Origin of the sequence: Vibrio profundi (assembly GCF_043642225.1) — a bacterium.
GTDB lineage: Bacteria > Pseudomonadota > Gammaproteobacteria > Enterobacterales > Vibrionaceae > Vibrio > Vibrio profundi_A.
In genome coordinates, this window is sequence record NZ_JBHZSF010000010.1 from 70,173 (window position 1) to 94,673 (window position 24,501).

24 protein-coding genes and 1 other RNA gene are annotated in these 24,501 nt (G+C 39.7%); 12 read left to right on the plus strand and 13 right to left on the minus strand.

Annotated elements, in window-relative coordinates; genetic code table 11:
* Positions 1 to 52: 52 nt before the first annotated feature.
* On the minus strand, positions 53 to 1,600 hold the full coding sequence (locus ACHUFI_RS15335) for an alanine/glycine:cation symporter family protein (protein WP_394250624.1): 1,548 nt from the start codon (positions 1,598 to 1,600) through the stop codon (positions 53 to 55).
* 318 nt (positions 1,601 to 1,918) lie between these two features.
* Positions 1,919 to 3,172 (minus strand): D-amino acid dehydrogenase, encoded by a 1,254-nt coding sequence (locus ACHUFI_RS15340; protein ID WP_394250626.1) that lies wholly within the window; start codon positions 3,170 to 3,172, stop codon positions 1,919 to 1,921.
* A gap of 102 nt (positions 3,173 to 3,274) precedes the next feature.
* Here ACHUFI_RS15340 and ACHUFI_RS15345 point away from each other — a divergent pair, with 102 nt between their 5' ends.
* Together ACHUFI_RS15345 and ACHUFI_RS15350 are read left to right on the plus strand one after the other, a co-directional pair.
* The gene (locus tag ACHUFI_RS15345; RefSeq protein ID WP_394250628.1) at positions 3,275 to 4,195 is read left to right on the plus strand and encodes a LysR substrate-binding domain-containing protein; all 921 of its coding nucleotides are present in this window, start codon (positions 3,275 to 3,277) and stop codon (positions 4,193 to 4,195) included.
* Between the two features lie 70 nt (positions 4,196 to 4,265).
* Positions 4,266 to 5,237 carry an ion channel gene (locus ACHUFI_RS15350; RefSeq protein ID WP_394250630.1) on the plus strand — a complete coding sequence of 324 codons (972 nt, stop codon included), beginning with the start codon at positions 4,266 to 4,268 and terminating at the stop codon, positions 5,235 to 5,237.
* 481 nt (positions 5,238 to 5,718) lie between these two features.
* Here ACHUFI_RS15350 and ACHUFI_RS15355 read toward each other — a convergent pair whose 3' ends face one another.
* Positions 5,719 to 6,480, minus strand: a complete 762-nt coding sequence (locus ACHUFI_RS15355; RefSeq protein WP_394250632.1) for a 1-acylglycerol-3-phosphate O-acyltransferase — start codon at positions 6,478 to 6,480, stop codon at positions 5,719 to 5,721.
* 241 nt (positions 6,481 to 6,721) lie between these two features.
* On the opposite strand from ACHUFI_RS15355, the gene ACHUFI_RS15360 reads away from it, so the two are divergent.
* From ACHUFI_RS15360 to ACHUFI_RS15390, 7 genes are all read left to right on the plus strand, one after another.
* Positions 6,722 to 7,537, plus strand: a complete 816-nt coding sequence (locus ACHUFI_RS15360) for a M15 family metallopeptidase (protein ID WP_394250634.1) — start codon at positions 6,722 to 6,724, stop codon at positions 7,535 to 7,537.
* Between the two features lie 551 nt (positions 7,538 to 8,088).
* A complete protein-coding gene (locus ACHUFI_RS15365) occupies positions 8,089 to 8,970 on the plus strand; it encodes a hypothetical protein (protein WP_394250817.1) in 882 nt (293 codons plus the stop codon).
* Positions 8,870 to 9,241 (plus strand): tyrosine-type recombinase/integrase, encoded by a 372-nt coding sequence (locus tag ACHUFI_RS15370; protein WP_394250808.1) that lies wholly within the window; start codon positions 8,870 to 8,872, stop codon positions 9,239 to 9,241. Before ACHUFI_RS15365 ends, ACHUFI_RS15370 begins: the two co-directional genes overlap by 101 nt.
* On the plus strand, positions 9,189 to 10,520 hold the full coding sequence (locus ACHUFI_RS15375) for a DUF3987 domain-containing protein (RefSeq protein WP_394250636.1): 1,332 nt from the start codon (positions 9,189 to 9,191) through the stop codon (positions 10,518 to 10,520). The genes ACHUFI_RS15370 and ACHUFI_RS15375 overlap by 53 nt, the downstream gene beginning before the upstream one ends.
* 215 nt (positions 10,521 to 10,735) lie before the next feature.
* Complete coding sequence (locus ACHUFI_RS15380) at positions 10,736 to 11,683, plus strand: hypothetical protein (protein WP_394250638.1); 948 nt, start codon at positions 10,736 to 10,738, stop codon at positions 11,681 to 11,683.
* Positions 11,684 to 11,701: 18 nt separating this feature from the next.
* Positions 11,702 to 12,412, plus strand: coding sequence for a hypothetical protein (locus tag ACHUFI_RS15385; protein WP_394250640.1), 711 nt, complete (start codon positions 11,702 to 11,704; stop codon positions 12,410 to 12,412).
* On the plus strand, positions 12,402 to 12,821 hold the full coding sequence (locus ACHUFI_RS15390; RefSeq protein WP_394250642.1) for a hypothetical protein: 420 nt from the start codon (positions 12,402 to 12,404) through the stop codon (positions 12,819 to 12,821). Before ACHUFI_RS15385 ends, ACHUFI_RS15390 begins: the two co-directional genes overlap by 11 nt.
* Positions 12,822 to 12,917: 96 nt before the next feature.
* On the opposite strand, the gene ACHUFI_RS15395 is transcribed toward ACHUFI_RS15390, so the two are convergent.
* The 7 genes from ACHUFI_RS15395 to smpB all read right to left on the minus strand — a co-directional run bounded on the left by ACHUFI_RS15395 (position 12,918) and on the right by smpB (position 19,568).
* On the minus strand, positions 12,918 to 13,583 hold the full coding sequence (locus ACHUFI_RS15395) for a Cap15 family cyclic dinucleotide receptor domain-containing protein (protein ID WP_394250644.1): 666 nt from the start codon (positions 13,581 to 13,583) through the stop codon (positions 12,918 to 12,920).
* Positions 13,584 to 13,684: 101 nt separating this feature from the next.
* Positions 13,685 to 14,146: a Mov34/MPN/PAD-1 family protein gene (locus ACHUFI_RS15400; RefSeq protein WP_394250646.1), complete on the minus strand. Its 462-nt coding sequence runs from the start codon at positions 14,144 to 14,146 to the stop codon at positions 13,685 to 13,687.
* Positions 14,137 to 15,861, minus strand: a complete 1,725-nt coding sequence (locus ACHUFI_RS15405; protein WP_394250648.1) for a ThiF family adenylyltransferase — start codon at positions 15,859 to 15,861, stop codon at positions 14,137 to 14,139. Before ACHUFI_RS15405 ends, ACHUFI_RS15400 begins: the two co-directional genes overlap by 10 nt.
* The gene (locus ACHUFI_RS15410; protein ID WP_394250650.1) at positions 15,858 to 17,096 is read right to left on the minus strand and encodes a CBASS cGAMP synthase; all 1,239 of its coding nucleotides are present in this window, start codon (positions 17,094 to 17,096) and stop codon (positions 15,858 to 15,860) included. Before ACHUFI_RS15410 ends, ACHUFI_RS15405 begins: the two co-directional genes overlap by 4 nt.
* A 205-nt stretch (positions 17,097 to 17,301) precedes the next feature.
* The gene (locus ACHUFI_RS15415; RefSeq protein ID WP_394250652.1) at positions 17,302 to 18,564 is read right to left on the minus strand and encodes a tyrosine-type recombinase/integrase; all 1,263 of its coding nucleotides are present in this window, start codon (positions 18,562 to 18,564) and stop codon (positions 17,302 to 17,304) included.
* Positions 18,565 to 18,649: 85 nt separating this feature from the next.
* Positions 18,650 to 19,016: a transfer-messenger RNA gene (ssrA, locus tag ACHUFI_RS15420) on the minus strand.
* Between the two features lie 66 nt (positions 19,017 to 19,082).
* Positions 19,083 to 19,568: an SsrA-binding protein SmpB gene (smpB, locus tag ACHUFI_RS15425; protein WP_137359154.1), complete on the minus strand. Its 486-nt coding sequence runs from the start codon at positions 19,566 to 19,568 to the stop codon at positions 19,083 to 19,085.
* A 118-nt stretch (positions 19,569 to 19,686) separates the two neighbouring features.
* Between smpB and ACHUFI_RS15430 the strand changes: the two genes are divergently transcribed.
* Together ACHUFI_RS15430 and ACHUFI_RS15435 are read left to right on the plus strand one after the other, a co-directional pair.
* On the plus strand, positions 19,687 to 20,115 hold the full coding sequence (locus tag ACHUFI_RS15430) for an SRPBCC family protein (RefSeq protein WP_394250654.1): 429 nt from the start codon (positions 19,687 to 19,689) through the stop codon (positions 20,113 to 20,115).
* Between the two features lie 3 nt (positions 20,116 to 20,118).
* The gene (locus tag ACHUFI_RS15435) at positions 20,119 to 20,433 is read left to right on the plus strand and encodes an RnfH family protein (RefSeq protein WP_394250656.1); all 315 of its coding nucleotides are present in this window, start codon (positions 20,119 to 20,121) and stop codon (positions 20,431 to 20,433) included.
* 61 nt (positions 20,434 to 20,494) lie between these two features.
* Here ACHUFI_RS15435 and bamE read toward each other — a convergent pair whose 3' ends face one another.
* The 3 genes from bamE to nadK all read right to left on the minus strand — a co-directional run bounded on the left by bamE (position 20,495) and on the right by nadK (position 23,763).
* The gene (gene bamE / locus ACHUFI_RS15440; RefSeq protein ID WP_394250658.1) at positions 20,495 to 20,854 is read right to left on the minus strand and encodes an outer membrane protein assembly factor BamE; all 360 of its coding nucleotides are present in this window, start codon (positions 20,852 to 20,854) and stop codon (positions 20,495 to 20,497) included.
* A gap of 168 nt (positions 20,855 to 21,022) precedes the next feature.
* Positions 21,023 to 22,684, minus strand: coding sequence for a DNA repair protein RecN (recN, locus tag ACHUFI_RS15445; RefSeq protein WP_394250660.1), 1,662 nt, complete (start codon positions 22,682 to 22,684; stop codon positions 21,023 to 21,025).
* Between the two features lie 194 nt (positions 22,685 to 22,878).
* A complete protein-coding gene (nadK, locus tag ACHUFI_RS15450) occupies positions 22,879 to 23,763 on the minus strand; it encodes an NAD(+) kinase (RefSeq protein WP_394250662.1) in 885 nt (294 codons plus the stop codon).
* Positions 23,764 to 23,907: 144 nt separating this feature from the next.
* Here nadK and grpE point away from each other — a divergent pair, with 144 nt between their 5' ends.
* Positions 23,908 to 24,489 (plus strand): nucleotide exchange factor GrpE, encoded by a 582-nt coding sequence (gene grpE / locus ACHUFI_RS15455; protein ID WP_394250664.1) that lies wholly within the window; start codon positions 23,908 to 23,910, stop codon positions 24,487 to 24,489.
* Positions 24,490 to 24,501 lie beyond the last annotated feature (12 nt).

Below are 24,501 nucleotides of genomic sequence, written 5' to 3' on the forward strand. Positions count from 1 at the left end.
TTTGGGAACAAAAAAGGGTTAGCCATGGCTAACCCTTTTTTATTTGACGCTATTAAGCAGATGGCTGCTCAACAGGGTTCGTTTGGTTTGTTTCCTCTTGAGGAGACTTGCTTGTTTTACGTTTGTATTTTTCTTCCCAGTAAGTCGCACCTTTAATACCAAGCTTGACAGGGTTAAACGTGTATTCAGTCACGCCAGCGCGCTGTTGCTCTTCATAATCGTGAAGTGCTTTGATTGCTGGTTTAGCCATGAAGAAGATGATGATGATACCAACGATGTTTAACCACGCCATTAGACCAACACCCACATCACCCATCGCCCATGCAAGGTTTGCAGTTTTCACAGTACCGTAGAAAACAGCTGTGATTAGTACTGCTTTTAGCGCGAACATCATGCCAGGGATCTTGATAGTACGACGCAGGTAAGCAATGTTTGTTTCTGCGATGTAGTAGTAAGCAAGAATCGTTGTGAATGCGAAGAAGAATAGAGCAAATGCGATAAACGGTTTACCGATACCTGGCATTGCACTTTCAATTGCCATTTGTGTAAACACTGGGCCATTCGCGCCAATGTTTTCAGCTAGGTTTTGAACAAGGAATACGCCTTCAGAACCACCGTGAACGTTGTAAGCGCCAGTGATGATGATCATAAACGCTGTAGCAGAACATACTAGAAGAGTATCGATGTAGATAGAGAATGATTGAACCAAACCTTGCTGTGCTGGGTGATCAACACTTGCAGCTGCTGCTGCGTGAGGACCAGTACCTTGACCAGCTTCGTTTGAGTAAACACCACGTTTAACACCCCAACCAATTGCAGCACCGAAGCCAGCCATTGGAGTGAATGCATCGCCAATAATCATTGAGAAAACAACTGGTACTTGACTGATGTTTAGTAGAATGATGATGAACGCTACGATGATGTACGCCAGTGCCATGAATGGAACGACGATCTGCGTGAAGTTTGCAATACGCTTTACACCACCAAAGATGATGAAGCCAAGAATGATTGCGATAACCGTACCAGTGAAAATTTTAGCGAAACTGAAGGTACCAATAGCGGTTTCAATCATGTCACCAGAACCGAATGCTGCTTCAACGGCATTACCGATACTGTTTGACTGTACGCCCGGCAGTAAAATACCACAAGCGAAGATAGTTGCGACAGCGAAGATCCAAGCATACCACTTCTGACCCATCGCTTTTTCAATATAGTAAGCAGGGCCGCCACGGAATTGACCTTCGTCTTCTTCTTTGTAGATTTGAGCCAGAGTTGATTCTGCAAATGCAGTTGCAGCACCGAAAAATGCTACTACCCACATCCAAAATACAGCACCAGGGCCACCAAAGCCAATTGCTGCTGCAACACCAGCAATGTTACCAGTACCAACACGTCCTGAAAGCGAAACGGCTAACGCTTGGAACGATGAGATACCTTTAGCTGAACTTTTACCAGATAGAAGCAAGCGCCACATTTCAAAGAAATGACGGACTTGAACAAATCGAGTCATGATGGAGTAAAACAAACCCGCGCCCAAGCACAAGTAAATCAGTACTGGACTCCATATTATTCCATTCAAAAAATCAACGAGTGACTGCATGAGTATTTTCCCTGTTATTGACTGTTATGTTTATTTTTCGTTCGACATATTAATCTTTTTGTAACTTAAATGTTAATTTATTTGTCTGCTTTTCCCTTAATGCGTGATGGCGAGCACGAAATACCATCATAATGTTAATGACTGGTATCTGATCGGTTATATCGCTTTATTGACTATATATATTCATGTAATGCATCATTTCCCAGAATTTAGTTCGGTTAATATTGGGTGTTATGCAACTTATTTAATTCTTATTTTACAGAATTAAATAGCGTGTTCTGCTATCTAGTTGGTTGCAAAGTGAACAGTGGACGTCAGCTACGAGTATCGAGACATGCTCAAGTCTCTGTGTTCTATGTCCGCTGGCCGCTTGGATATGAGGTCGGCCAACAACTTTCCAGAGCCGCAGGCCATGGTCCAACCTAGTGTCCCGTGACCGGTATTGGTAAATAAGTTCTTGATTGGAGTTGCCCCAATAATTGGCGTGCCATCGGGCGTCATCGGCCTTAACCCAGTCCAGTATTCCGCTTTCGAGAGGTCACCGGCTTTTGGAAATAGCTCTTTGACCACTAAATCTATGGTGGAGGTACGTTTTTCTGGAATGGAAAGGTCAAACCCCGTCAATTCAGCCGTTCCTGCGATTCTCAACCTATCTTCAAATCGAGTGACCGCCACTTTATAGGTTTCATCCATCACCGTAGATAAAGGCGCGTGGTCGCTATCTTTAATGGGTAAAGTTAAGGAGTAGCCTTTGACTGGGTAGGTAGGCAGTGAAATCCCCAAAGGTTTGAGTAGTTTGGCGGAGTAACTCCCGCACGCGACGACATACTGATCGGCATGCAGTGATCCTTGGCTGGTGCTGACTGACTGTATTGAAGCGCCATTACGTTCAATCTTATTTATCTCGGTATCAAATATAAATTTCACGCCAGACTGTTTTGCTAATTGCATGAGTTGTTGGCAGAAAATAAAGCAATCACCTGTTTCATCTTCAGGCAAGTGAAGCCCTCCAACGATTTTATCTTGAACATGGGAGAGGGCTGGCTCTTGCTCAATACACTGTTTAGTGTCGAGCAGAGAGAATCGAGTATTACTCTGCTTCAGCAAAACCATATCTTTCTCAATCGCTTGAAGCTGTTTAGCACTTCTAAACACTTGTAGAGTACCTAACTGTCTTCCCTGATACTCAATTCCGGTTTGATCCCTTAGTTCGGTTAGGCATGTTTGACTATAATTCGCGAGTCTAAGCATTCTTGCTTTGTTGGTTTTGTAGTTTGCATGGCTACAATTTCGGAGCATCTTGGTCGCCCAGTTCATCATCTCAACGGATAATTTTGGTTGTATTTTGAGTGGCGCATGTTCTTGAGTCAGCCACTGAATGGCTTTTAAAGGGATTCCTGGTGCAGCCCAAGGTGATGAATAGCCGTAAGATATTTGCCCCGCATTCGCGAAGCTTGTTTCTTGTCCGCACTCGGATTGTCTATCGACGACGGTAACTTCGTGGCCTTGTTGAGACAAATACCACGCACTGGTTAACCCAATAACACCACCACCTAGCACTAATACTTTCATTGTAACCCCTCAATTTTCGTTAGCGGTATTATTGAGTAATTTACAAACTGCTAACAATCGATAAGAATTAATAACTGTGTATAGTTTTTCTAAAGGCTAGAGATGCAGTACCTCAAAAATAATATGGCATCGTCACTGATGACTTTTGTCGAAGTGGGGCGATATGGCAGCTTGACAAAGGCCGCTAAAGCGAAGTGCCTAACGACAGGGGCGGTGAGTCAGCAGTTATTGCAGCTCGAAAGTAATCTTGGTTTGCAGCTTTTACATCGTCACTCTCGCGGTGTGACTCTAACTGAGTCCGGACAATTACTGTATCGCGTTGCATTATCGAGCTTTGAAGACATCGATACCGTTTTGGGCAGCTTACAGGCTAAGTCTTCCCTTCATTCCGAAGTCCGTTTGAAACTAACTCCCTCATTTGCTTTTAAATGGCTAGTGCCACGGTTGGAAGGTTTCCATCGTCAGTACCCAGATATTCAAGTGCAGACTTTTGCTGAGGGGGCGCTAGTGGATCATACATCTCGCGATTTTGACTTAGCGATTGATTATGGCGAAATACCTTACCGAGAGGGAGGGGCGAAGTTACTGATGGAAGAGCGATTGATTCCTGTGATGAGCCCGCTATATCTTCGAGAGCGAGATTGGTTACTGGCTCCGACGCTGCAGACAGAACAGTGGGAAGACGTCACTTTGCTGCATGATGCCCAACCTTGGGATAGCGCCCCACGAGATTATGAGTGGGCGTATTGGGCTCGGGAAAATGGCTTATCTTTTGAGACGGATAGAGGACACTTCTTTAATCGAACGGATATGGCGATGTCTGCAGCTGAAGCCGGAGTAGGGATAGCGTTAGCGAGAGAAGCCTTGATTCAAGATGAAATAAAATCGGGTCGATTGGTGGCGCCTTTTCCTTCTATCAGCGCCAAAGCAGGCTACTTTTTACTGTCACATACCGCTTCCAGTGCTGCAGAGTGTTTCTCGCTGTGGATGAAGCAACAAGTTGCTATGAACCCCACGAATTAAAAAAGTAAAACTCGACGAGAAATGTCTTCTCTTGCCTCCTACACTTATCAATAACTGTAGGGGGTAAGTCATGGATACTGACAAAAATACATGTGGCTACGTAAATCCGGACGGTTGGCATTGTGAAGAAGAATGTGGGGAGTCAGGCCTGTGTTATTGGCATGATCCCAAAGTTGATAAAAGTGGCGACGACGTAAAAGAAAAAATAGAACGTTGGGCTTTAAATGGTAAACCCCTCGATGGTTTCCAGCTCGCCAAAACAAATTTGAAAGACATCGATTTAGTCAATCGAGGGTGTAAAGATGGGTATTCGTGCCGTGAAGCAGACTTTTATCGAGCTGATTTAACGGACGCTCACTTTTTTGGCTTAGATTTGCAAGGTTCATCTTTAATGAAAGCCAAGCTGTTTCATGCAAACTTGCATTGCGCGCACTTGGAAGACTGCAATTTGTTGGGATCCGATTTAGGTCGTTCTCGCTTAGATAACGTCAAGTGGGGTCGGTATTTAAAGCAAGAAACTGATGCAAAAAAAGCATTGAGTCGAGGTGAAAAGAAGCGAGCTATCGACTTATATCAAGAAGCCGAAGAGGTGTGCCGTAACATTCGTAAGCAGTGCGAAAAACAAGGTCTCTTCGAAACCGCAGGCACTTTCTTTAAGAAAGAGATGCGGTTTCGTCGCTATCAAATGCCAAGGTGGAGCCTCCAGCGTTTTATCTCAAAAATGGTCGATTTTTTTTGTGGTTATGGGGAGTCCCCGTTAAGAGTGGTGCTGTTTTCTGTGGTGTTGATCTTAACGTGTGCAGTGGCGTATTTTTTGTTGGATACGGTGGTTGCGCATTCGGCACAAGGACACGGAATCAAGTTCTTAGCGCTCGAGTTTTTTAATGCTTTGTACTTCAGTATTGTGACCTTCACGACGCTCGGATATGGGGACATTTCACCAGTAGGGGCGGCGAGGTTTATTGCCGCATTCGAAGCTTTCATGGGCAGTTTTACTATGGCGTTATTTGTGGTGGTGTTTGTGAAAAAAATGACCCGTTAGTTGAACCGAAAGGAAGCATTGTGACGAAAAATTAGGCTGTTTTGTTGTGAGTTGTAATTTTGTGTCGCAATGCTATCGGTTAGTGTTATTGACGATATCAATGAAGGTGTAATTCTCTGTAAATAATGAGAAAATGCGTTCTCTATATATAAGTTTTTATAGAGTTTATTTGATGCAATCTCGACACTCCCCAAAAAATAAGAAACTTAAAAAGCGCAAGAAAGTGAGCCTGACTCAGTTTTTGCTCCAGCGTGTTTTATGGTTGATGCCATTAACGGTTGGTCTGCTAACGGCTTACGCCTTGAGTAAGTGACAGAAGTGAGCATGTTCTGTTCGCCTGATTTTCATTGAGCTTTAAACGCTCTTCTGCCTTTAATCCATCCTCGTTAATATTCGAAGATGGTCGGTTCACTCTTGAACTCAATTTGATGATCTTTCCGCCAATCACTTCGTGAGTTTACTTCTTTTTACTTTGTAATGTTTAAGTGGTTTCTTGTCGATGATTTGTATTGGTAGCAGAGTGTTCTAGCTTCTCCACCTCTCTATCTAACTCGGCTATTTTTTTCTCCATAAGATCGTGGCAGTGATCCGCCAATAAGCGAGCATCCTTGAGAGAGTATGTAGAAGTGTCGATAGGAGGAAGCATTTCTGAAATAACGACTCCGTTATCGCGACGATTTAAGTCTATCTTGTTATGGTTAGTGCTGACACACATTGGCGTAATCGGTACTCCCGCTTCTATTGCCATGCGAAATGCGCCCGTTTTGAAAGGTAAAAGTCCTCTACCTTTACTTCGAGTGCCCTCCGGGTAAGCCCAGATAGATAAATTCCTTTTATGGATCGCTTCAGAAACTTGTTGGATAGTATCTCTCGCCTTTGATTTATCCTGTCTGTTAATCAAAATATTTCCAGTGATCCAGTAAAGCTGCCCGAAGAATGGAACCCAAATAAGCTCTTTCTTGCCGAGTGATACCGTTCTTGGGCGGAGCATTCCCGGCGCGGTAACGAAGTCAAAGACACTTTGGTGATTGGAAATGTACACGCTGTTTTTCGGAGTTGGCGCGTTTTCCAACCCTCTTTGTACCAAGGTTAAACCTATCATTTTGTGCAGTAGATTGAACCAACGACAAAAGAAATACACATGGCTCGGGTTTCTTGGGGTAAATAAGCAATAGACGAACGCGAATAGGGTTGTGAACACTATAAAAATAGCAGCGATGAATAGGCGGAAAATAGCAAGCACACTTGTCTCCTTATCGGTAAAGCAGTAGAGATAAACCAATGAATAAAATTAGAGTTTTAATTCTATTTAACTAAAATGCAACATTTTTTAGAGGAGTTTAGTTTGCAATCACAATTTGAGAAAATTGTAGGGGAGAAGGTTGGGAAGGTGTGACAGGTAGGTAGAGTTAAGTCATTATTTTAGTGAAAGAATATCAATTCATAGATACTCACGTGCTGATTAAATCAAATAGGAAAACAGAATGAAAAAAGTGAGCGTTTGTTTAGCGATGGCGTTACTTGCTATTCCTAGTTACGCCAAGGTTGCTCCTATTTCATCTTGGCAGTGTGACATGATGAAAAAACAAGGTGTACTGAGCGGGGGAGCTCCGATTGGTTGCGACCGCTTGGCAAAAGTTGATTTTGAGCATGTCAGTTTCGAGGGAGAAACCCTTAGAGGAAGTATGATTGTACTTGATGTCGTTGCCCCCTCTGTAGAGCAAATATTTGATGAGTTAAAGCAACGCGGATTTCCGATTCATTCAGCCCGCTTAATGCGAGAATTCAAAGGAAATGATAATGTCTCTATGGATGCCAATAATAGTAGTGCATTCAATGCACGCCCGGTTACAGGCGGAGAAAGTTGGTCTAAACACGCTTACGGTGTCGCGATAGACATTAACCCGGTACAAAATCCATTTTTAGCGTTTGATGAATCAGGAAGCATTACTGTTAAACCCGAAAAGTCAGCAACTCGTTATGTAAACAGAGCTCGTTATCGTGCACGTAATCAGATTGAGCGTAAAGGTATGGCGGAAGAGGTGGTGGAAGTATTTGCTCATCATGGCTTTTTGATTTGGGGCGGGGATTGGAATACCCCCATTGATACCCAACACTTTGAAGTAGGTTCTCGGACCTTTATCAATCACCTTATTTCTTTGCCTAAAGATCAAGCAATAAGTGCGTTTGAGCGATATACCCAAATGTATCGCCAGTGTTACTCTCAGGAGCAACCCAACTCAAATGAAAAGGCTAGAGCGATTTGCGCTCGGAAGACTGTAACTAATTTTGTACTTTAGTCAGTATCCAGCTTATGCATTCCAGTTAAGTCTATCACTAACTTAGTTTGTGGTAGTAGAGTGCTTGAGAAAACAAAAAGGGCCAACTCTTGCGAGTTGGCCCTTTCCAAACGTTTGGTGGAGCTGGCGGGAGGCTGACTCCTAGATGTTTTATCATTTTAAAACAATAACTTACATTATTCAAGCGTAGGTATTAAGTACCACTTCGAAGGTCAATCTGTAACCTCTCCATCACTTACCTTATACAGCTCAAGTACTCCACTAGCCGATTTTTACTTTCAAAAAACATTGAATTCTGATGATTCATACCTTCCTGATAACAGTCTTTCTCCTTAAAAATGATAATTTTTGAGATTTAGATCAAATTTTTGTAATGATGAATTTTTTGAAAAATACTCCAATATCACAATCTGAACCAATAACTTAAAGAGAAATGCATGCATTAAATGCTTGTTTTTTAATATGAAATAGCGAGCAATAGTGGTCTTGAATCAATTCATTGAGTTCGGATAATATTCTTATCGAAGCTTGGTTATTCATAAATTAAAGTAATGAAAAATAAGTGTGTAAGACGTTTGAAAACCAGATGTGTCGAAGAGGATATTCGAGGATACGAACAACATAAGCGATTTTTGGGAATAAGAGAAAGGAGTATTTCAGAGAACAGTGAAAGGATCAGGAAGGTTCTTAAACTTACAGATAAACATATATATAAATGGTCAAATAGAGATGCTTTATATATCTATTACAGAATCTACAAGATCCCTGTAAATGCCAGTAAGAATAAACTACTCAGGGGTATTGATGGGAAAGAAATAGTTGACATAGGAGAAAAATACAAACTTAGAACTATCTCAGATGAAACAGCAAAAAAATATATACAATCAATTAAAAGCTTTACTAATTGGTTGGTTCAATCAAATAGGATTAATAAAAATCCATTTATAGGATTGATTCCAAAACGGACAAAAGTAAAGAAAGAGTTAAAAAGACACAAGTATGACCAGAGCCAAATAAATAAAATTTTTTCAGATGAATTATTTTTTAATGAAGACTTTTTTAACTCTCACAAATATTGGATACCAATTTTAGCAATTGAGCTAGGCATGAGACAAAATGAAATAGCACAATTATATAAGAGAGATATTACCTTGGTCGATGATATTTGGTGTTTAAGTATAAATGATGATTCAGATGACAAGTCAGTGAAAAATGAGTACTCAGTACGACTAATACCACTAACAAAAAACATTATTCGACTAGGTTTTATTTCCTTCATATCTAATAAAAATGATAGGTTATTTACTGAGTTAAATTATGGCAGGGCAGGGTATGCAACTTCGGTTACAAAGTGGTATTCATATAAGAGTAATAAGTGGGGGTTCGGTAAAAAAACATACGTTTCATTCGTTCAGGCATTACTTTATAGATAACTTGAAACAGAGAGGATATAGCCTACCAGTTGTATCAGAGATTTCTGGTCATTCATATAATAGCATTGCTTTTGAAAGGTATGGGAAATCATATTCTATAAAGTATAAAAAAAAGATACTAGATGATTCATCGAATGTGGCAATTTCAAGGCTACCAAGTTTAACTAATAATAAAAAAATCACTTTTGGTATATTAACTAGAAAGATTGGAGAAAAATGTGAAACTATTTTCCGGTTTTGGAACAAAAGAAAGAAAAAAACATCAATGTAAGAACAGTAGCAAGAGTAATAAACCACAACCAAAATTAGATCGAAGTTTTGATCGAATAAAAGTAAAACCAGAGCTATCAGATGAAGCTATGTATGGCTTTATAGGAGAAGTGTCGAAATTTCTTTCTGAAGGAAATGAAGCTAATGACAAGTGTATTGCTCTTCATATAATGGGGCATATTTCAGCGTCTATTTACCCGGAGTTGCTTTACAAACCATATGGACCATTAAAAACTGTAGCTAGGCTTAACGCAATTGTTGTAGCGCCAAGTGGTGCTGGCAAAGGAATTTCATCTGATCAAGCTAGTATTTTGTTCAAAAAGGCTGAGTCTATATCTGAAGGCTGTGTTTCACCTGTGTTGGATGGAAGTCTCTCTACCCCAGAAGGGCTCGCTGCTCACCTGAACGAAAGTGAAAGTGGTGATAAAGCTTCCAGGTTATTTATAGTAGAAACAGAAATGCTTAATATCATTAAAAAATCTTCAAGTAATACTAGTACATTGAGTGTTGCTATAAGAGACTTATATGACGGTAAGCCTTTAAAGCAAATAACTAAGTATAATCAAGTTGGGTGTGAAAATCCTCATGTGGCTATTCTTGCTCATATAACACCATCAGAGTTTATTAATGCAATTAGTGATGTTGATATATCTAATGGTTTTTTAAATCGTTTTCCAATTTATTACAGCTCAGATCGTAAGTTTATACCAATTAAAAGCGAAGTATGTGAAGAAGAAATTGAAAAACATTCAAAAAAATTATGTGAAATTCTAGTCTGGGCTAATGAAAATTCAAGAAAGTTCGAATGTACAGAAGAATATATCAAGCTCTGGAAAGAACATTATGTTGGTTTGAGGCAGTTTGATGATGCTGGGGATGTAGAGCAAAACCTTATGACTCGTGCTGCTCACTATGTTGAGATGTATGCGATGGTTTTTGCCGCTACTGACAAAACGTCAGTGCTAGAGGAAAAGCATTTGATTGCGGCTTTGAAATGGTTTGAATACTGGAATGATTCTGTCATATATATTTTTGATACCGAAAAAGAAAAACATAAGAAAGAAATGATAAGAAAGGTATCAGACAAGGTCTACTCGATTATTGAATTAGAACTTAAGAGTCAAATAAAAATGGGCAAGACACCTATTACAAAAAAACTTTCTGGTGTTCACAGTAAAGAGGAAATTTCTGAAGCAATAAAGTATTTACAAGAGACTAACCCACCAAAAATCAGAGTGGAACGTAAAGAAAGGAATAGGGTTGAAATAAGTCTTTATTAAAGTAATAAGTTCAAAATCTCAGAAGTCTCAGAAATCTACCAAAACTAAATTGTCAATTTTATTATTCTTGGGAGTTTGAGGGTAACCCTCAACAAGCAGGCAAACTATACTTACGGCGAAGCAATGTAAATAGTTTGCCTATCTTGAATACAGTTCTAATTTATTAGGTTATTTGAATTTCATTAAACTATTTATTAAGTTTAATGAAAAGTTAGATGAAAGGGTGGACTGTTAGAACTGAATCAACAAAAAATGGCACGAGAGGTTTAGCATCAAGAGAAAACTATCTGGCTAATATTAATCATGATAACCATAAATGTACCGAGGAAATATTAGGAATATTTGGGAATGAACGAAGTTGTAGCAATATGGCTTATGCTGGGGAGTGTTATGCAGTTAAGCAAGCAAGTCGAGGAAAAGGAGGTCGACCACCAAGTAGTTATGCTATTGAATTTACGCTAAACCTCCCGAAAGGGTACAGGCCAAGTACATCACAATGGAGAAAAATTGTTGAGTATTGTTTGATTGAAGTATCCAAGGCTTGCTCAATCTCACCACGTCAATTGGCTAAGACTTCAAGAGCAATCGTACATAGGCAGTTGCAAGACTCTAAAACACAGGGTACTGGAGACCATTGTCATTTAGTCATTGGTAAATTCTGTATGGATGGTACCTATCTAAGAAACTTACAGCGTAAAAGTGTTACAGCTAGAATCAAGCAAGCATTCAATTATGCTACAAAAGAATATTGTGGCTTTGAGTGGGAGAAATATTGTTATCGAATGCCAAAACAGAAGTTTGCTAACAAACATGCTATTCCAACTTGGAGAATTAAGTTAGCTAGAGAAAAAATCGAGATTGATAAAAGAGTTTTGCTGATTGAAAAGGAAAAAGAAATACTCGATAAAGAGAAGTTATTAAAGAATAATTTTTTAAATCAACTTGAGAAAATTAATAAAGCCGTGATTGATAAGGACTATAAACAAGTTAGAAGACAAAGGAATAGATTAGATAAAACTATATTGTTATTAAGTGATATTAATTTGCCTGATGAAGAAATTAGTGAGTTGGATGATTGTTTGTTGTCGATTAACAACAAAATTTCAACTGTTGCACCAAACATAAAACCTATTAGTGAAAGGATGCGTAAAGGTTTTAATTAAAAATTATGAATTGAATTTATGAGTATAATATTAAATGTGTTTAAAAATAGGCTTCTTGTTGAAAGGTCATTTGAAACAAACTCTTTATGGCCTTTTGAGGAAGAGCGATTATTTGAATTCCACCTATCTATTGCACCAAAAAAAATCCCAAGCGAAATTGCTAGAAGATACAATATTAGTAAAGATGAGGAAAGGTGTTATGAAATAGAGTTTGATAAGTTGAAAATCGAGGATTCTCGTGTTGAAAACGTATTTTTGTCTGACATATTGTTTGGTATAGAGTCACTGAGTATCACTCTAGGCAGCAATGAAGCTATCCAAAAGATGTCGTGTGGTGACTATGAGATTATTTCTACGGAACTGACAAAATTAAAACGACTAATTACTAAATCAAAACGCAGAACAAGTTATATTTGTGGTGGATATGACCCTCAACGCTACAGAATGTATCAAGTGAGTAGTGAACCTCATACTTCGGATAGGTATTTATTGACTAACTTATTTGGGTATGAAAAGGACGTTATAGAGCAGTTTAGAGATAATTTGATTGAGAGTGTTTCTACTAGAATTGAAGATAATAGTGGAATGATATGTGCCAGCGAAGAATATTGTTTGGTAAATGAGTCTGGAGACGTAGTCGAGTCTATTTATATGAGTGATCTCGAAGTTTCTGAGGACAAGAAGGTTAAATTTAAAGTTAGAAATAAAAAAAGCAACTATGGATATTGAAGATATAACTCGTGAAGATGAAATGGAGTCTCATGACTTTGTTAAAAACAAAAGTAAATTATTGTTGAAGAGTTACGTTTCCTCGAAGTATCACTCTTCTTCAAAGGAGGAAGGAAAGATAATTTTAAGTGTCATATTCAAATATATTGATGTCGGTCTTATCGTAATGAAAGAACCAGAGAAGCTACCAAAATTGGTACCTATAATCGCTAACGTATCGCGTTCTTGCATAAGAAAGTTGAAGGTAAAAGGTAGTATTGCATCTAATTATATCAATGAAAATGGTTCATTAAACCATGACTTTGCAGTCAAATATATTATTGATGCGATAGAAGAACTATTGACGAGTGAAGTCATGCTTAGATCTAAGCATCAAGTAAGTAGACTAAAGGATGTAGAATTATTATGATTTTATATCCAAGTTAATTATCAGCCAACCTATACTATGATAGGTTGGTCTTCGATGAAATTCAGTATGTGAGCGAATGGTTTTTGGTATTCAAAGCTATTTGCTCTTCTGTAATTCAATTTTACCTGCAGTTTGCAAACCCTTTTGCCAACAGCGGTTTGTCCAATAAACACCAACAAGTTTAATTGTATCGTCTTCAAATCTAATATGAAGTTTGGCTGAGCCATCAAATTTAGAGTCGTCAGTAGATTCTGGTTGGTCAATTACAGATTCAAAAATATAACTAAGGTAGAAGGAACCATCACGTTGGTCTTTATATATTTCACTTTGTACTACAGTACTTCTTTGATATTGATCATCAGAAACGAGTCTTATGTCAAAACTAAACAGTGAGGCTTTTATGACAATGTTCACATTCTTTTTTATTGGATCTCCATGTTTGTCCTTATAAGTGGAAATAACTTCTCCTGTCCAATCTCCGTTTAAATCGGGACAAACATTTTGATTCAGCAACTTTGTCCCTAGATAAGGAAAACGCCATACAAGTCGCCATAAATAGGTGCCTATTAACCATACGAGAGCCGCAAAGGTGAGAAGTACTGGAACTGTTATACGGGAGATGATATTAAATCCATCTTCTTTTAAAAAATCGTTAATCCCAGACCAGCCCTTAGTAACCCAAATAACACCCAGTGTCGCTAGTGTACAAATGAGAAATATCATTATTTTTGCTAAGCCAAATTTTGGAAATACTTTCCACATATCGTTTCACCTAAACTCTCAATTCCAAGTATTGTGTGCTGCGAAATCATAGGTAATTTCACCGTTATTCAAGTCTTCCATGTATTTAGAGCGTTCGCTGATTAGTTACAATCATCAACAATCGCTTTTAAAATCTTCTTACCATCCCAAATACCATACCATCGAGAAATCTGGCCTTGTATTATTAGTATCATTATCCTATTTGGTAATTTTTTTCTCCAATCATTTAAATCAATAGTAGAAGGAGAGGGGTGGTTTTCTGCATGTGTATGCCAATCACCAACAAATGTTTGTGTCGAACTTGAAGCCTTCCAGTTTTGTAAGGCAATTAGTTGATGTGATTTACTTTTTCTAAAGAAACGAAATCTAGATTGTAGATCACCCTGAGAAGGAGTAGTAATTTTAACCACGTTTAAGTGGGGTCCTCTGTACTCACCAATTAGAATCCCTCCAGATTCAGGTGTAGTTAAAGCTGCTTGTATATGTTCTTCCATTACAGCTAGTACACTATTATCAATTCGGGCAAAAATCGTTTCGCTTTCGTCGCAAATTATTACTGACATATAGGACAACTTCGCATTGGATCTACTTTTTTTTCTGAATAGTTGATAGCAAGTTCAGATAAGTTTTTTTGCAAGAAATTCAGTTGTTTGCTTTTTTCTTGTTTTATTAGTCGAAGGGCTAGCGAAGTTGCTACCATGCTAGCTTCCGGTCCAAATGGTAGGTGGGATTCACCACATGTCCGCTTAAACGTATTACTAACATCTGGGGTATTCTTGTCTTTGAAAGAGGGGTATCGGTCTTTCCTTGGATTGTTTTTGTATTCAAAAAGGCATGCAAAACAGGCGCCTTGTCCGTGGTCAATGAAAGATTTTGCTTGATGGCCAAAGCCAGAAATCCAGCTATGTATAAGAGTAGTGCTAGGGCTAGTTTTTCTAGCGATGGTTTCCCGATACCATTTTGCTAATAGTATTGAAAAGCTTTGATTGCCAGTAGCATCAACGATTAGATCCCATCCAAGATCCACATCCTTTTTGGTAAAAGTTTTGTATGAGTATATTTCACTTGTAAGACTATGCTGTCTCATGAAGTGTGCAAGTGACTCACTTTTGTTTTCGTTCAAATACTGGATACCTAGTATATGCCTACCTAGGTTTCCGGTTTTCAAGATATCATCATCGTAAAGTGCGATCATACCTCGACCAGATCCTGCACCAAATTGAACTAATCCTTGAGTCAAGTATCCACCAATAGTCCCGCATCCAATCACACATACTCGTTTATCTTTTAAATTACTGGGCGAGGAATTATTACGTGTGTAGAAGTACTCCTGAGTTGCATTGTCAACACGAAATCTTTGAAACGAGGTTACACAGTGGTTCTTTTTCAGTGCAGAAATGTGTAACTTGTAGTGTCGTTTCTTCTTCTTCGGTAAGGAGACCCCCAATGCTGCTTTTCCCAACTGTGTTAAGGTGAATCTAATTGCTACACTGATCGAACCTGACGTAAGCAGTACCATAAAAGTGGAGCTTTCTTTAGCCTCATTCCGCAGTTTATCCAATAAGCTACTTGTAGACCTTGAGTCTACTTTCCCTAACCATTCGATTATGTCTCCTAGACTTCGAGGTGGCCATGACTGGTCAAAAGGGATGAAAAATAGGCAATTGACCTTTACGCTAAGCACTTTACAAAGCTCTTTAGGCAGAGCTGACTCTTCTAAAGTACTATTTCTCTTCATGCTCCACTCATTTGCTTCGTGGGAATTGGAGGCAATTACATATTCAGTATAGAGACTCTCTAATGATATTGGACTACGGTCATAGCAGAATAGTCGAGGTGTGATTGCATCAGAAAGAAGAAAACATGTGCGTTCAGATTCCCAATAACTGGCGAACTCTACTGCGATATCTCCTAGATTGCTACCATTGGCCCAGCCGTCAATAATCTTCTCTAGTTGATCAAGGCATGCAGAGATCACTGCTCTTGGGGTTAATGGATCGACGTTCTTTGTTGCCTCATCGAATAGGCAGATAGTGCGGTTCCCTTCCAAATGAGGAAGGCGGACATTCGATAAACATTCCGGTATTTTTTTAACCAGAGGCTTTGGCAGTCTAAGTAACGAGGGGTCCTCTATAGGTATATAGATCAGAAAATCACCAACTTTCGTAGAGTAGCTTTTTTCGAAAGCTGTGATAGGTGGGTAAGAGCTTTGTATAGGTTTGTAACTAAAACCCCACGCTAAGAACTCATTTTCAATATCCGCTTGTTTATCTCTCATCCTGCTTCGCCATTGGGAACCACTGGGGCTGGTGTGGTTTTAGGTGATTGAGACATGACAATATTTTCTGAAGTGACAATTAAGTCATTTCTGTTCGGGACTCTAGAGCCTAGAATCCTTCTAAACCCTTCCAAAGATTGCTGTTTAGTTTGAGCTTCTTTAAGCGAAAAATTAATTTCTTGAGAGAACTGCATAGCAGCTTTTCTATGTTGCATCACCTCATGGCTCTCTAGTCCTGCTGGGTATAGATCAGGCTTATTACTATCTACAGGATTTTTAACCCCTTTAGCCAATTGGTCGTGAAGTTTATTAGCACATAGCATCAAAGCTTCACTTTCTTGCTTAGGTTTAAGTTTTTCTCCGCGAGCTGAAACAACCTCAGAGAATGTTTCAACTACACAAGCCATCAGGGCAATAGAAGACGGTCCCCCTTTTGCGAAGTGATGGTCACGCCAAGCTTTTAGGTGTCTAGAAACGTTGCGTAATATATCGCCATGAAATCTAACATGGTCTTTAAACCACTCACTGATAGTGGCTGGATCGCTGTTGATCCAGCTTTCTCTATTACGTACTGCTAAATATATATCATCTTTATCCAACAGAGAGCGAGAGTCAGCAAACCATTCTATGTTGGAGCTACTGTTTTTCGCTTTCAACGATTCCATAATTGCATGTCGCTCGGCAGGTATTGCATACAAAGGTACATCAATATGGATCAAATCATTGACAATCAGCCGAGCACACGTGTTTTTTTCTTTAAATTTCCAGCCTTTAGATTGAGCTAGAGTGCTTAACGAATAGTCAACAATAGAGAAAAAGAGGTCTTTAGAAATAATTGGGTTAGCTCGGAAAATATCTAAAGGTAAATATACCCCGTCATCTAAATCAATTTGTTGAGGAGGGTTATGGCAAGGTAAGTTTAGAGTTTTATATACAAAGCTACCCTGACTCATGAATTTCGGTTTAAGAGTTGCTAAAGATTGCTTTTGTTCCGGAGAGAGTTTTCGGAGTTGGTCAGCTAAAGCCAAGAGAGATGTGTTTTCTCTTAATTGCCATCTGCCGTATGTATCTTTCTCAAATGTATTACGGACTTCCAAAAATGTCTTCCGGATAGCTGCTCTTACTTCTTCTCTATACTGTCTTAACTCAGATAACATACTTTTTGTTGGAGTTATCTTTGAAAGAAAACTGTCTTCCGAACTACTTAATAAACGTGTTGCGTTATATTTCATCATTGATCCCTTTCGCTAAATACAAGTTTACATTCGGCTTGGAGTCTCTTCACTTACTGAAATACCAAGCAACAACACCATATGCAACCAAGGTGTATTACGATACATATCTTTTAAAACCTCTTCAATAGCATGGGCTTATCGTAAACGAAATAATTTATATCTATGCTTTAGGAGCTTTTAATAGTAAGCCTGATTCCATCCACGTTCATGCACATGTCTTAGGTAAAAAGTTTGAAGGTATACTATTAACGATAGAAACTAACCGTGACGGGTGAATCGATTTTCCGTATCGATCATATGTGATGTTGCTTTGGGAATGCCCTAGCAGTTCACTCGCCTCGCTTGCAGGAACCCCATTATTTTTTAGGTAGGTTGCAAAAGTGTGCCTAAAAGAGTGAAAGTCATATCCTTTTTCAAAACCCAATTTGGTCTTGTAACGGCCAAACCATTTTGATGCGTTACTGGCATAACCATCTCGCCCTAAAGTTAGCTCAGGGAACAGTTTGTCGTTAGGTAAACTGTCGATGTATTCAAGGAAACCAAGTCTGAGTATTTCCTTATGCAAAGGAATTACACGACGACTAAATGTGTTCTTTAACTTCTGTCCTGAAAAACGCTCATCTATTCTAATTACCCATATACCTTTCTCTACATATACATCATTTCTATAGAGTTGGCAGAGTTCATTGAGTCTTGCTCCAGTAAATACTCCCAAAATTGGCAGCCAATACTGGTATGGATGTTTGTAGCTTCGATTAACGAATATTTCTGAATAGAAGATTCTGGATAGTTGTTTTGCTGTATATGAGTTTTTCGCCTCAGAGTCCTTTCTTTTCTTTTTAAATTTAATTCCTTTAAAGGGGTTGATGTCAGTTAATTCCATTTGGAGACACCACTCAAAAAAAGATGAGGATTTTTGAATGTAGTCTTTTACTGACTCCACACTTAACGTTGGCAAAGTAATCACCTCGTTTAGTTTCAGAATCTCTTTTGGCTCCAAGCCAATAAAGTCTTTTTGCTTCTTTGCATTTACAGGGTATGCGTGTAAAAGCTGCCTAACCTTGTTTGCCTCTAGTCTGCGTATATCTCTTAGGTTGTTCGTCGAGAGAAGCGCTAATACCGTTTTTACTTTGGCGTGTGACATTGCAATTGTCTTATCACTAGCTAGGTCTTTTCTTGATTCGCTGTACATAGTTAGGGCTTGGTAAGCACATATACGCTTTGTTTTCTTTGGAGATTTGTGATTAATCGTTTGATTTTCTGTTGGCGGAGTGAAGAAGCTTTTATTGTAAATGGCAGTCCGAATGTCTAGTTCGAGCCTAAGTGCTTTTAGGGTAGCTTGCTCTTTGTCTTTGGTGTTTAGCGTTTTTTTGTACTCAGAAACGTCAGAAAACAAGTGCCGATGTTTATGTGGGATCTGAAATCGAAACTGCCAAGTTCCATTTTTAGAAGCTTTTAGATATCGCATGTTTAGTACCAAGTTTTAGTACAAACAGCCATTAAAAAAGGCTGATTGAACGAAAATTCGTTTCAAATCAGCCTCTTACGTCAATTGGTGGAGCTGGCGGGAGTTGAACCCGCGTCCAGAAACTATTCATCATTGGTACTACATGCTTAGTCGATCTTTAATTTCACCAGTAACCTGCGAACCGACACGCTAGTTAAAGGCTAACCTGAATTAGAATTCGCGCTTTTCCTCTCAGGTGGGAGAAGCCACGCTAGCTTGTTTGGGTTTGATCTCTTGTTGGTCCCCGTCTTACGAGCGGAAGCTAGGGCAAGAGAGCTCTGAGCAGGTTATTAAGCTGCTAGTGCGTAGTTTTCGTCGTTTGCGACTATTTTTTTGCGGCTTTTTACGTGGCCAACCGCCCCACGGCATGCACCTCAGACTTCAAAATTCCTGTCGAATCCTAAATCAGCCCCAAGTGTTCTTCGCATAGTACCAGAAAAGCTTACCCTGTCTAGCATTGTGCGTTTAAGTGCTCAATATTAGCGCAAATTACTCTTCATAATTCGTGCTTTATCGCGAGCCCAGTCTTTTTCTTTCATATCGGTACGTTTATCGTGCAATTTCTTACCCTTAGCGACACCAATTTTAATTTTTGCCCATGAGCGAGACCAGTACATGGTCGTTGCTACAAGCGTCATACCTTCACGGTTTATACGACCGATGAGGTTATCGAGTTCTTTACGTTTTAATAGAAGTTTACGGATGCGTGTTGGGTTAGCCACTGTATGAGTACACGCTTGAGTTAGCGGTGTAATGGTCATACCGCTGATAAACGCTTCGCCGTCACGGACGTAGACGTAGCTTTCAGCAATATTGGTTTTACCTTCACGTAAGGATTTTACTTCCCAGCCTTGAAGCTCAAGCCCTGCTTCAATTTCATCATCGATAAAATATTCGTGGCGAGCTTTCTTATTCTGCGCAATGGTATTGCTACCAGCTTTGGATTTTGATTTATTCTTTGCCATAATGGCCTCATTATACGGATTGCGCCGCTATTGGGGAATCCTTTTGTTTGCGCTCTAGCTCAATAGAATTAGAATTGTTGACAGCTTTAATGTAACGCTGTCTTTCACAGGAGTCTATATGCCAAAGGTTACTCGTTCAGCATTGGTATCATTTAGTGCTGATCAAATGTTTGATTTGGTCAATGATGTTGCTCGTTACCCTGAATTTTTGCCGGGTTGTTCTGGCTCGCGTGTGATTGAATCTTCAGACACTGCTATGGTTGCATCAGTAGATGTCTCGAAAGCGGGTATTAGCAAAACTTTCACGACTTCAAATGATCTGACCCAAGGTGCGAAAATTATGATGGAGCTGGTCGACGGCCCGTTTAAGAAATTGCAAGGTGGTTGGCATTTTACTCCGCTTGATGAACAGGCATGTAAAGTCGAATTGAAGTTAGAATTTGAGTTTTCAAGTCGAATGATTGAAATGGCTTTTGGTAAAATATTCAATGAGCTAACAGGTAATATGGTTAGTGCTTTCACTCAACGTGCAAAACAGGTGTACTAAGCGATGAGTATTGAGTCGGATATGATTCACGTTGAAGTGGTTTATGCGCTTCCTCTTGAGCAGCGTGTTTTTACTTTGGTTGTGAATAAGAATGCGTTGGTTGAAGATATCATTAAACAGTCTGGTATCTTAGAGCTGTACCCTGAAATTGATTTATCAAAAAATAAAGTCGGGGTGTTTAGCCGTAATGTGAAGCTTGATGCCACAGTTCGAGATAAAGATCGCATTGAAATTTATCGTCCTTTGTTGGCAGACCCGAAAGAAATTCGCCGAAAAAGAGCTGAACAAGCAAAAGCTGAAGCGAGTAAAAAATCTTAGTGTTGGATAATAAAAGAAGGCTCGCAATCGCGAGCCTTCTTTTTAATTGTTTTGTATAAACTTAGCGTAAGCTTTCGAAAAACTCATCGCTAGCGTCAAAATCACCAGCAATGGTCACTAAGGTGCCTGTTGCGTCAAAGTTGACAATAAGATTCTTCTGAATGGAATCATCGTGGCCTTTTGTATGGTGGTAAATGTAGTACCAGGTATCAGGATAGCCATTTTCGACGAGCATTGGAGAGCCCATTACGTAACGAACCTGAGCTTTAGTCATTCCAAACTTGAGTTGATCGACGGCTTCTTGCTCCACGTAGTTACCTTGGTTGATATCAATTCGGTATACGATCTTTTCTAGTAAAGAACAGCCGGTCAACATTGTTAGTGCAAGTGGAACCGCAACTAACCACTTCTTAATTTGCATAGTCTCAGATCTTAGTAATTCGCTTAAATTCTGCTTGATAATAAACAAGCTCACGCAAGAAGTAAAAAGCTCCTTGCACTTTGAACTGTTTGAGACTACCAATTTTGAAATAAGTTGCAAATTTAGCCCAAAAATTTGGTGCTATCGATTTAAACCTTGAATATTTGGTTATGCGGCTATTAGTAATTCTTTTGCATTTGCTAAGGTGGATTCTGTTATTTGGCTACCGCCAAGTAGCCTTGCAAGCTCTGAAATTCGTTGGCTTTCATCAAGGTTATGCATTTGAGTCTCGGTTTTGCCTGACTTGGTGTTTTTTGCAACAAAAAGTTGCTGGTGTCCACAACCTGCAACTTGGGGTAAGTGTGTCACACACATAACTTGAGTGGATTCCCCAAGTTTACGCAGCATTTTACCGACGACGGCTGCGGTAGGGCCGCTGATACCGACATCTACTTCATCAAAGATGAGGCTTGGTGTGTCGACTTTCTGAGCGGTAATGACTTGTATCGCCAAAGATATACGAGAAAGCTCACCACCAGATGCTACCTTGGCAATAGGCTGCATTGGTTGGCCAGGGTTGGTTGATACAACGAAAGTGACGCTATCTGTCCCTAATGGAGAAGGGTGGGTGCTGTTAGACACTTCAATGGCAAATTGGGCTTTTTCCATGCTTAATTCATGCATGCTTTGTGTGATGAGCTTGTTGAGCTCTTTTGCGTAGCGACACCTTGATTTGTGTAGTTTTTCAGCTTTGGCGACAAAGTTCTGATATTGCGCTTCTACATCTTGTGCCATTTCTTCAAGCTTTTCATCAGAGCAATCTAATTGCTCAATTTGCTCTAATAAATCTTGATGATGTTGATAGAGCTCTTCCGGTAAGACGTGGTGTTTACGAGACATCGTCATGACTTTTGAGAACCTTTCTTCAACATAAGCCATTCGCGCTGGGTCTACATCTATGCCATCAAGGTACGTTCTTAGTTCGCTGTTTGCTTCTTCAATTTGAATTATCGCCTCGGCAAGCATGTTTGGTAGTTCGACGAGTTTCTCATCGAGTTCGGCCAATTGAATTAATGAATGGTTTGCTGACTGCAAAATGCTGAGAGCATTCACTTCGTCGCCTTCATAAATCAGTTCAATAGCCTGTTGGCAAGTTGAAGCGAGCTCACCGCTATTAGATAAGCGTTTATGCTCTTGCTCTAACTCATTGAATTCTTCTTCGCCTATCGCGAGTTCATTGAGTTCTTTGATCTGATATTCCAACAGTTGCTTTTGTGCTTGGTTTTGTTGACTGTTTTCTTTGAGCTGTTTTAGGTGGTTGTCTGCTTGGCGCCAAGTTTGATAAGCGTTTCGGGTTGATTTCAGGAGGTTCAAGTGGCCAGCATATTGATCAAGCATTGCCATTTGGTATTCGCTTTTCATCAGTTGATGGTGAGCGTGCTGACCATGGATGTTGATCAACAATTGTCCAAGCGATTTTAATTGTGAAAGAGGGACGGGGCTACCATTGATGAATGCTCGCGATCGGCCTTCTTTAGAGATGGTTCTGCGCAGAATGCACTCGCCGCCATCGAGAAGTTCGTTATCTTCAAGCCAACGAGTTGCGTTGACGTTGTTATCCAGTAAAAAAGCGGCACTGACTTCGGTTTTATCTTCACCTTGCCTTACCATTCCGGCATCAGAACGGCCACCGAGACACAACCCGAGGGCATCAATTGCGATGGATTTACCTGCACCAGTTTCACCGGTGATTGTTGTCATGCCTTTAGAAAGTTCTAGCTGTAAAGACTTAACAATAGCGAAATTATTAACACTTAAATGAGCCAGCATTTTTATTTACCTGTATAACTGAACAATACTGTATAAGAAAACAGTATATACTGTTTCTTTATACAGTAAAGTTGGTGTCGGTAAATTTTGTGAAGAAAGTAGCGTTACGACGCGTTATTGAATGCATGGGTATTGGGGAATTAAAAAAGCCAACTATAAATGTAGTCGGCTTTAATGGGATTCAATAGGGAAAGCTAGAAGAGTTTACTCGACCAGCCTAATTTATTCCGTAATACATGATAGTAGCTGTAATCTTTCGGATGGATCAGTTTTAGAACGTTCGGGCTTTGATAGATATGGATTTCATCTCCAGGTGACACTGGTAAGGAGATTTGCCCGTCACAGCTTACTTCTTGAGTGCCACGATTATCAGGTGACACAACGAGCTTTATGTGACGCTTGCCATCAACCACCAGAGGTCGGCTCGACAAGGTGTGCGGAAACATAGGCACTAATGAGATCGCATTGAGGCTTGAAGACAGGATTGGTCCACCGCCAGAAAGAGAATAGGCAGTTGAGCCTGTCGGCGTTGAAATAATCAGACCATCGGAACGCTGAGAAAACGCGAAACTATCGTCGATGTATACTTCAAATTCTATCATGTGCGCAACTTGACCCGGGTGAAGCACGGCTTCATTTAGCGCTGCGTTGTGACTTTTGATTTGCCCATGGCGGTGGATTTCTGTTTCCAGAAGAAAGCGTTCTTCTTCCATATACTCACCATTCAAAACGTCAGTTAACGCTGATTGGAAGTTCTCTGGATTGAGATCAGTTAAGAAGCCTAAATTACCTCGGTTTACGCCGATAACAGAAATATCGAATCGAGATAAAATACGAGCAGCGCCCAACATATTCCCGTCTCCTCCGACAACGATTGCGAGATCAGCAAGCTTACCGAGTTCAACTAAACTTGAGAAATGTTGTTTTGGAATTTCTTCCAAAATATTGGCGAGCCTGTCATCAATAAATACTTGATAACCTTCAGATGTTAGCCAGTTAAACAGCTCTTTATGAGTCTGAATTGCTTGCTGATCTCTTGGTTTACCAATAATGGCAATGACTTCAAATGGCTTTTTCATAGGTTTTCCAACCGAATTAGGCTTGAATCAGAATTCTTCATCCCCATAATAAAGGCAAGTTGAATGTCTATGCGAGTGTTTTATATCAATTTCGGGCTGAAATAGGCCGGTCACTTGTATCGAAAACTGAATTCTGGAGATATCATGAGCAACGAAGAAAACAAAGTAACTGAAGAAGAGCTAGATCAAATCATTGCCGAGGCAGAGAAAGTTGAAGAAGTAGAAGTTAATGAAGAAGCTTCTGACGAACAAGAAGCTAAGATTGCTCAACTAGAAGCTGCATTGTTATCTAGTGAATCTAAGGTAAAAGAACAGCAAGATTCAGTGCTACGTGCGAAAGCAGAAGTAGAAAACATGCGTCGCCGTACTGAGCAAGAAGTCGATAAAGCGCGTAAATACGCACTAAATAAATTTGCTGAAGGTTTATTACCAGTTATCGATAACTTAGAGCGTGCTATGCAAGCTGCTGATACTGAAAATGAAGCGGTGAAACCATTGCTTGAAGGTGTCGAACTGACTCATAAAACGTTTGTCGACACTGTCGCTAAATTTGGTTTGAAAGAAATTAACCCTGAAGGTGAAGCATTCAACCCTGAATTCCACCAAGCGATGTCTATCCAAGAAAGCCCAGATCATGAAGCAAACACAGTTATGTTTGTCATGCAAAAAGGCTATGAGCTAAACGGACGAGTGGTTCGACCTGCGATGGTTATGGTAGCGAAATAAACGACTACGAAA

Coding starts and splice junctions, on each gene's coding strand:
- ACHUFI_RS15335 (WP_394250624.1), bottom strand. CDS start 1,600: ATGCAGTCACTCGTTGATTTTTTGAATGGAATAATATGGAGTCCAGTA.
- ACHUFI_RS15340 (WP_394250626.1), bottom strand. CDS start 3,172: ATGAAAGTATTAGTGCTAGGTGGTGGTGTTATTGGGTTAACCAGTGCG.
- ACHUFI_RS15345 (WP_394250628.1), top strand. CDS start 3,275: ATGCAGTACCTCAAAAATAATATGGCATCGTCACTGATGACTTTTGTC.
- ACHUFI_RS15350 (WP_394250630.1), top strand. CDS start 4,266: ATGGATACTGACAAAAATACATGTGGCTACGTAAATCCGGACGGTTGG.
- ACHUFI_RS15360 (WP_394250634.1), top strand. CDS start 6,722: ATGAAAAAAGTGAGCGTTTGTTTAGCGATGGCGTTACTTGCTATTCCT.
- ACHUFI_RS15365 (WP_394250817.1), top strand. CDS start 8,089: ATGAAAAATAAGTGTGTAAGACGTTTGAAAACCAGATGTGTCGAAGAG.
- ACHUFI_RS15370 (WP_394250808.1), top strand. CDS start 8,870: ATGCAACTTCGGTTACAAAGTGGTATTCATATAAGAGTAATAAGTGGG.
- ACHUFI_RS15380 (WP_394250638.1), top strand. CDS start 10,736: ATGAAAGGGTGGACTGTTAGAACTGAATCAACAAAAAATGGCACGAGA.
- ACHUFI_RS15385 (WP_394250640.1), top strand. CDS start 11,702: ATGAGTATAATATTAAATGTGTTTAAAAATAGGCTTCTTGTTGAAAGG.
- ACHUFI_RS15390 (WP_394250642.1), top strand. CDS start 12,402: ATGGATATTGAAGATATAACTCGTGAAGATGAAATGGAGTCTCATGAC.
- ACHUFI_RS15395 (WP_394250644.1), bottom strand. CDS start 13,583: ATGTGGAAAGTATTTCCAAAATTTGGCTTAGCAAAAATAATGATATTT.
- ACHUFI_RS15400 (WP_394250646.1), bottom strand. CDS start 14,146: ATGTCAGTAATAATTTGCGACGAAAGCGAAACGATTTTTGCCCGAATT.
- ACHUFI_RS15405 (WP_394250648.1), bottom strand. CDS start 15,861: ATGAGAGATAAACAAGCGGATATTGAAAATGAGTTCTTAGCGTGGGGT.
- ACHUFI_RS15410 (WP_394250650.1), bottom strand. CDS start 17,096: ATGATGAAATATAACGCAACACGTTTATTAAGTAGTTCGGAAGACAGT.
- ACHUFI_RS15415 (WP_394250652.1), bottom strand. CDS start 18,564: ATGCGATATCTAAAAGCTTCTAAAAATGGAACTTGGCAGTTTCGATTT.
- smpB (WP_137359154.1), bottom strand. CDS start 19,568: ATGGCAAAGAATAAATCAAAATCCAAAGCTGGTAGCAATACCATTGCG.
- ACHUFI_RS15430 (WP_394250654.1), top strand. CDS start 19,687: ATGCCAAAGGTTACTCGTTCAGCATTGGTATCATTTAGTGCTGATCAA.
- ACHUFI_RS15435 (WP_394250656.1), top strand. CDS start 20,119: ATGAGTATTGAGTCGGATATGATTCACGTTGAAGTGGTTTATGCGCTT.
- bamE (WP_394250658.1), bottom strand. CDS start 20,854: ATGCAAATTAAGAAGTGGTTAGTTGCGGTTCCACTTGCACTAACAATG.
- recN (WP_394250660.1), bottom strand. CDS start 22,684: ATGCTGGCTCATTTAAGTGTTAATAATTTCGCTATTGTTAAGTCTTTA.
- nadK (WP_394250662.1), bottom strand. CDS start 23,763: ATGAAAAAGCCATTTGAAGTCATTGCCATTATTGGTAAACCAAGAGAT.
- grpE (WP_394250664.1), top strand. CDS start 23,908: ATGAGCAACGAAGAAAACAAAGTAACTGAAGAAGAGCTAGATCAAATC.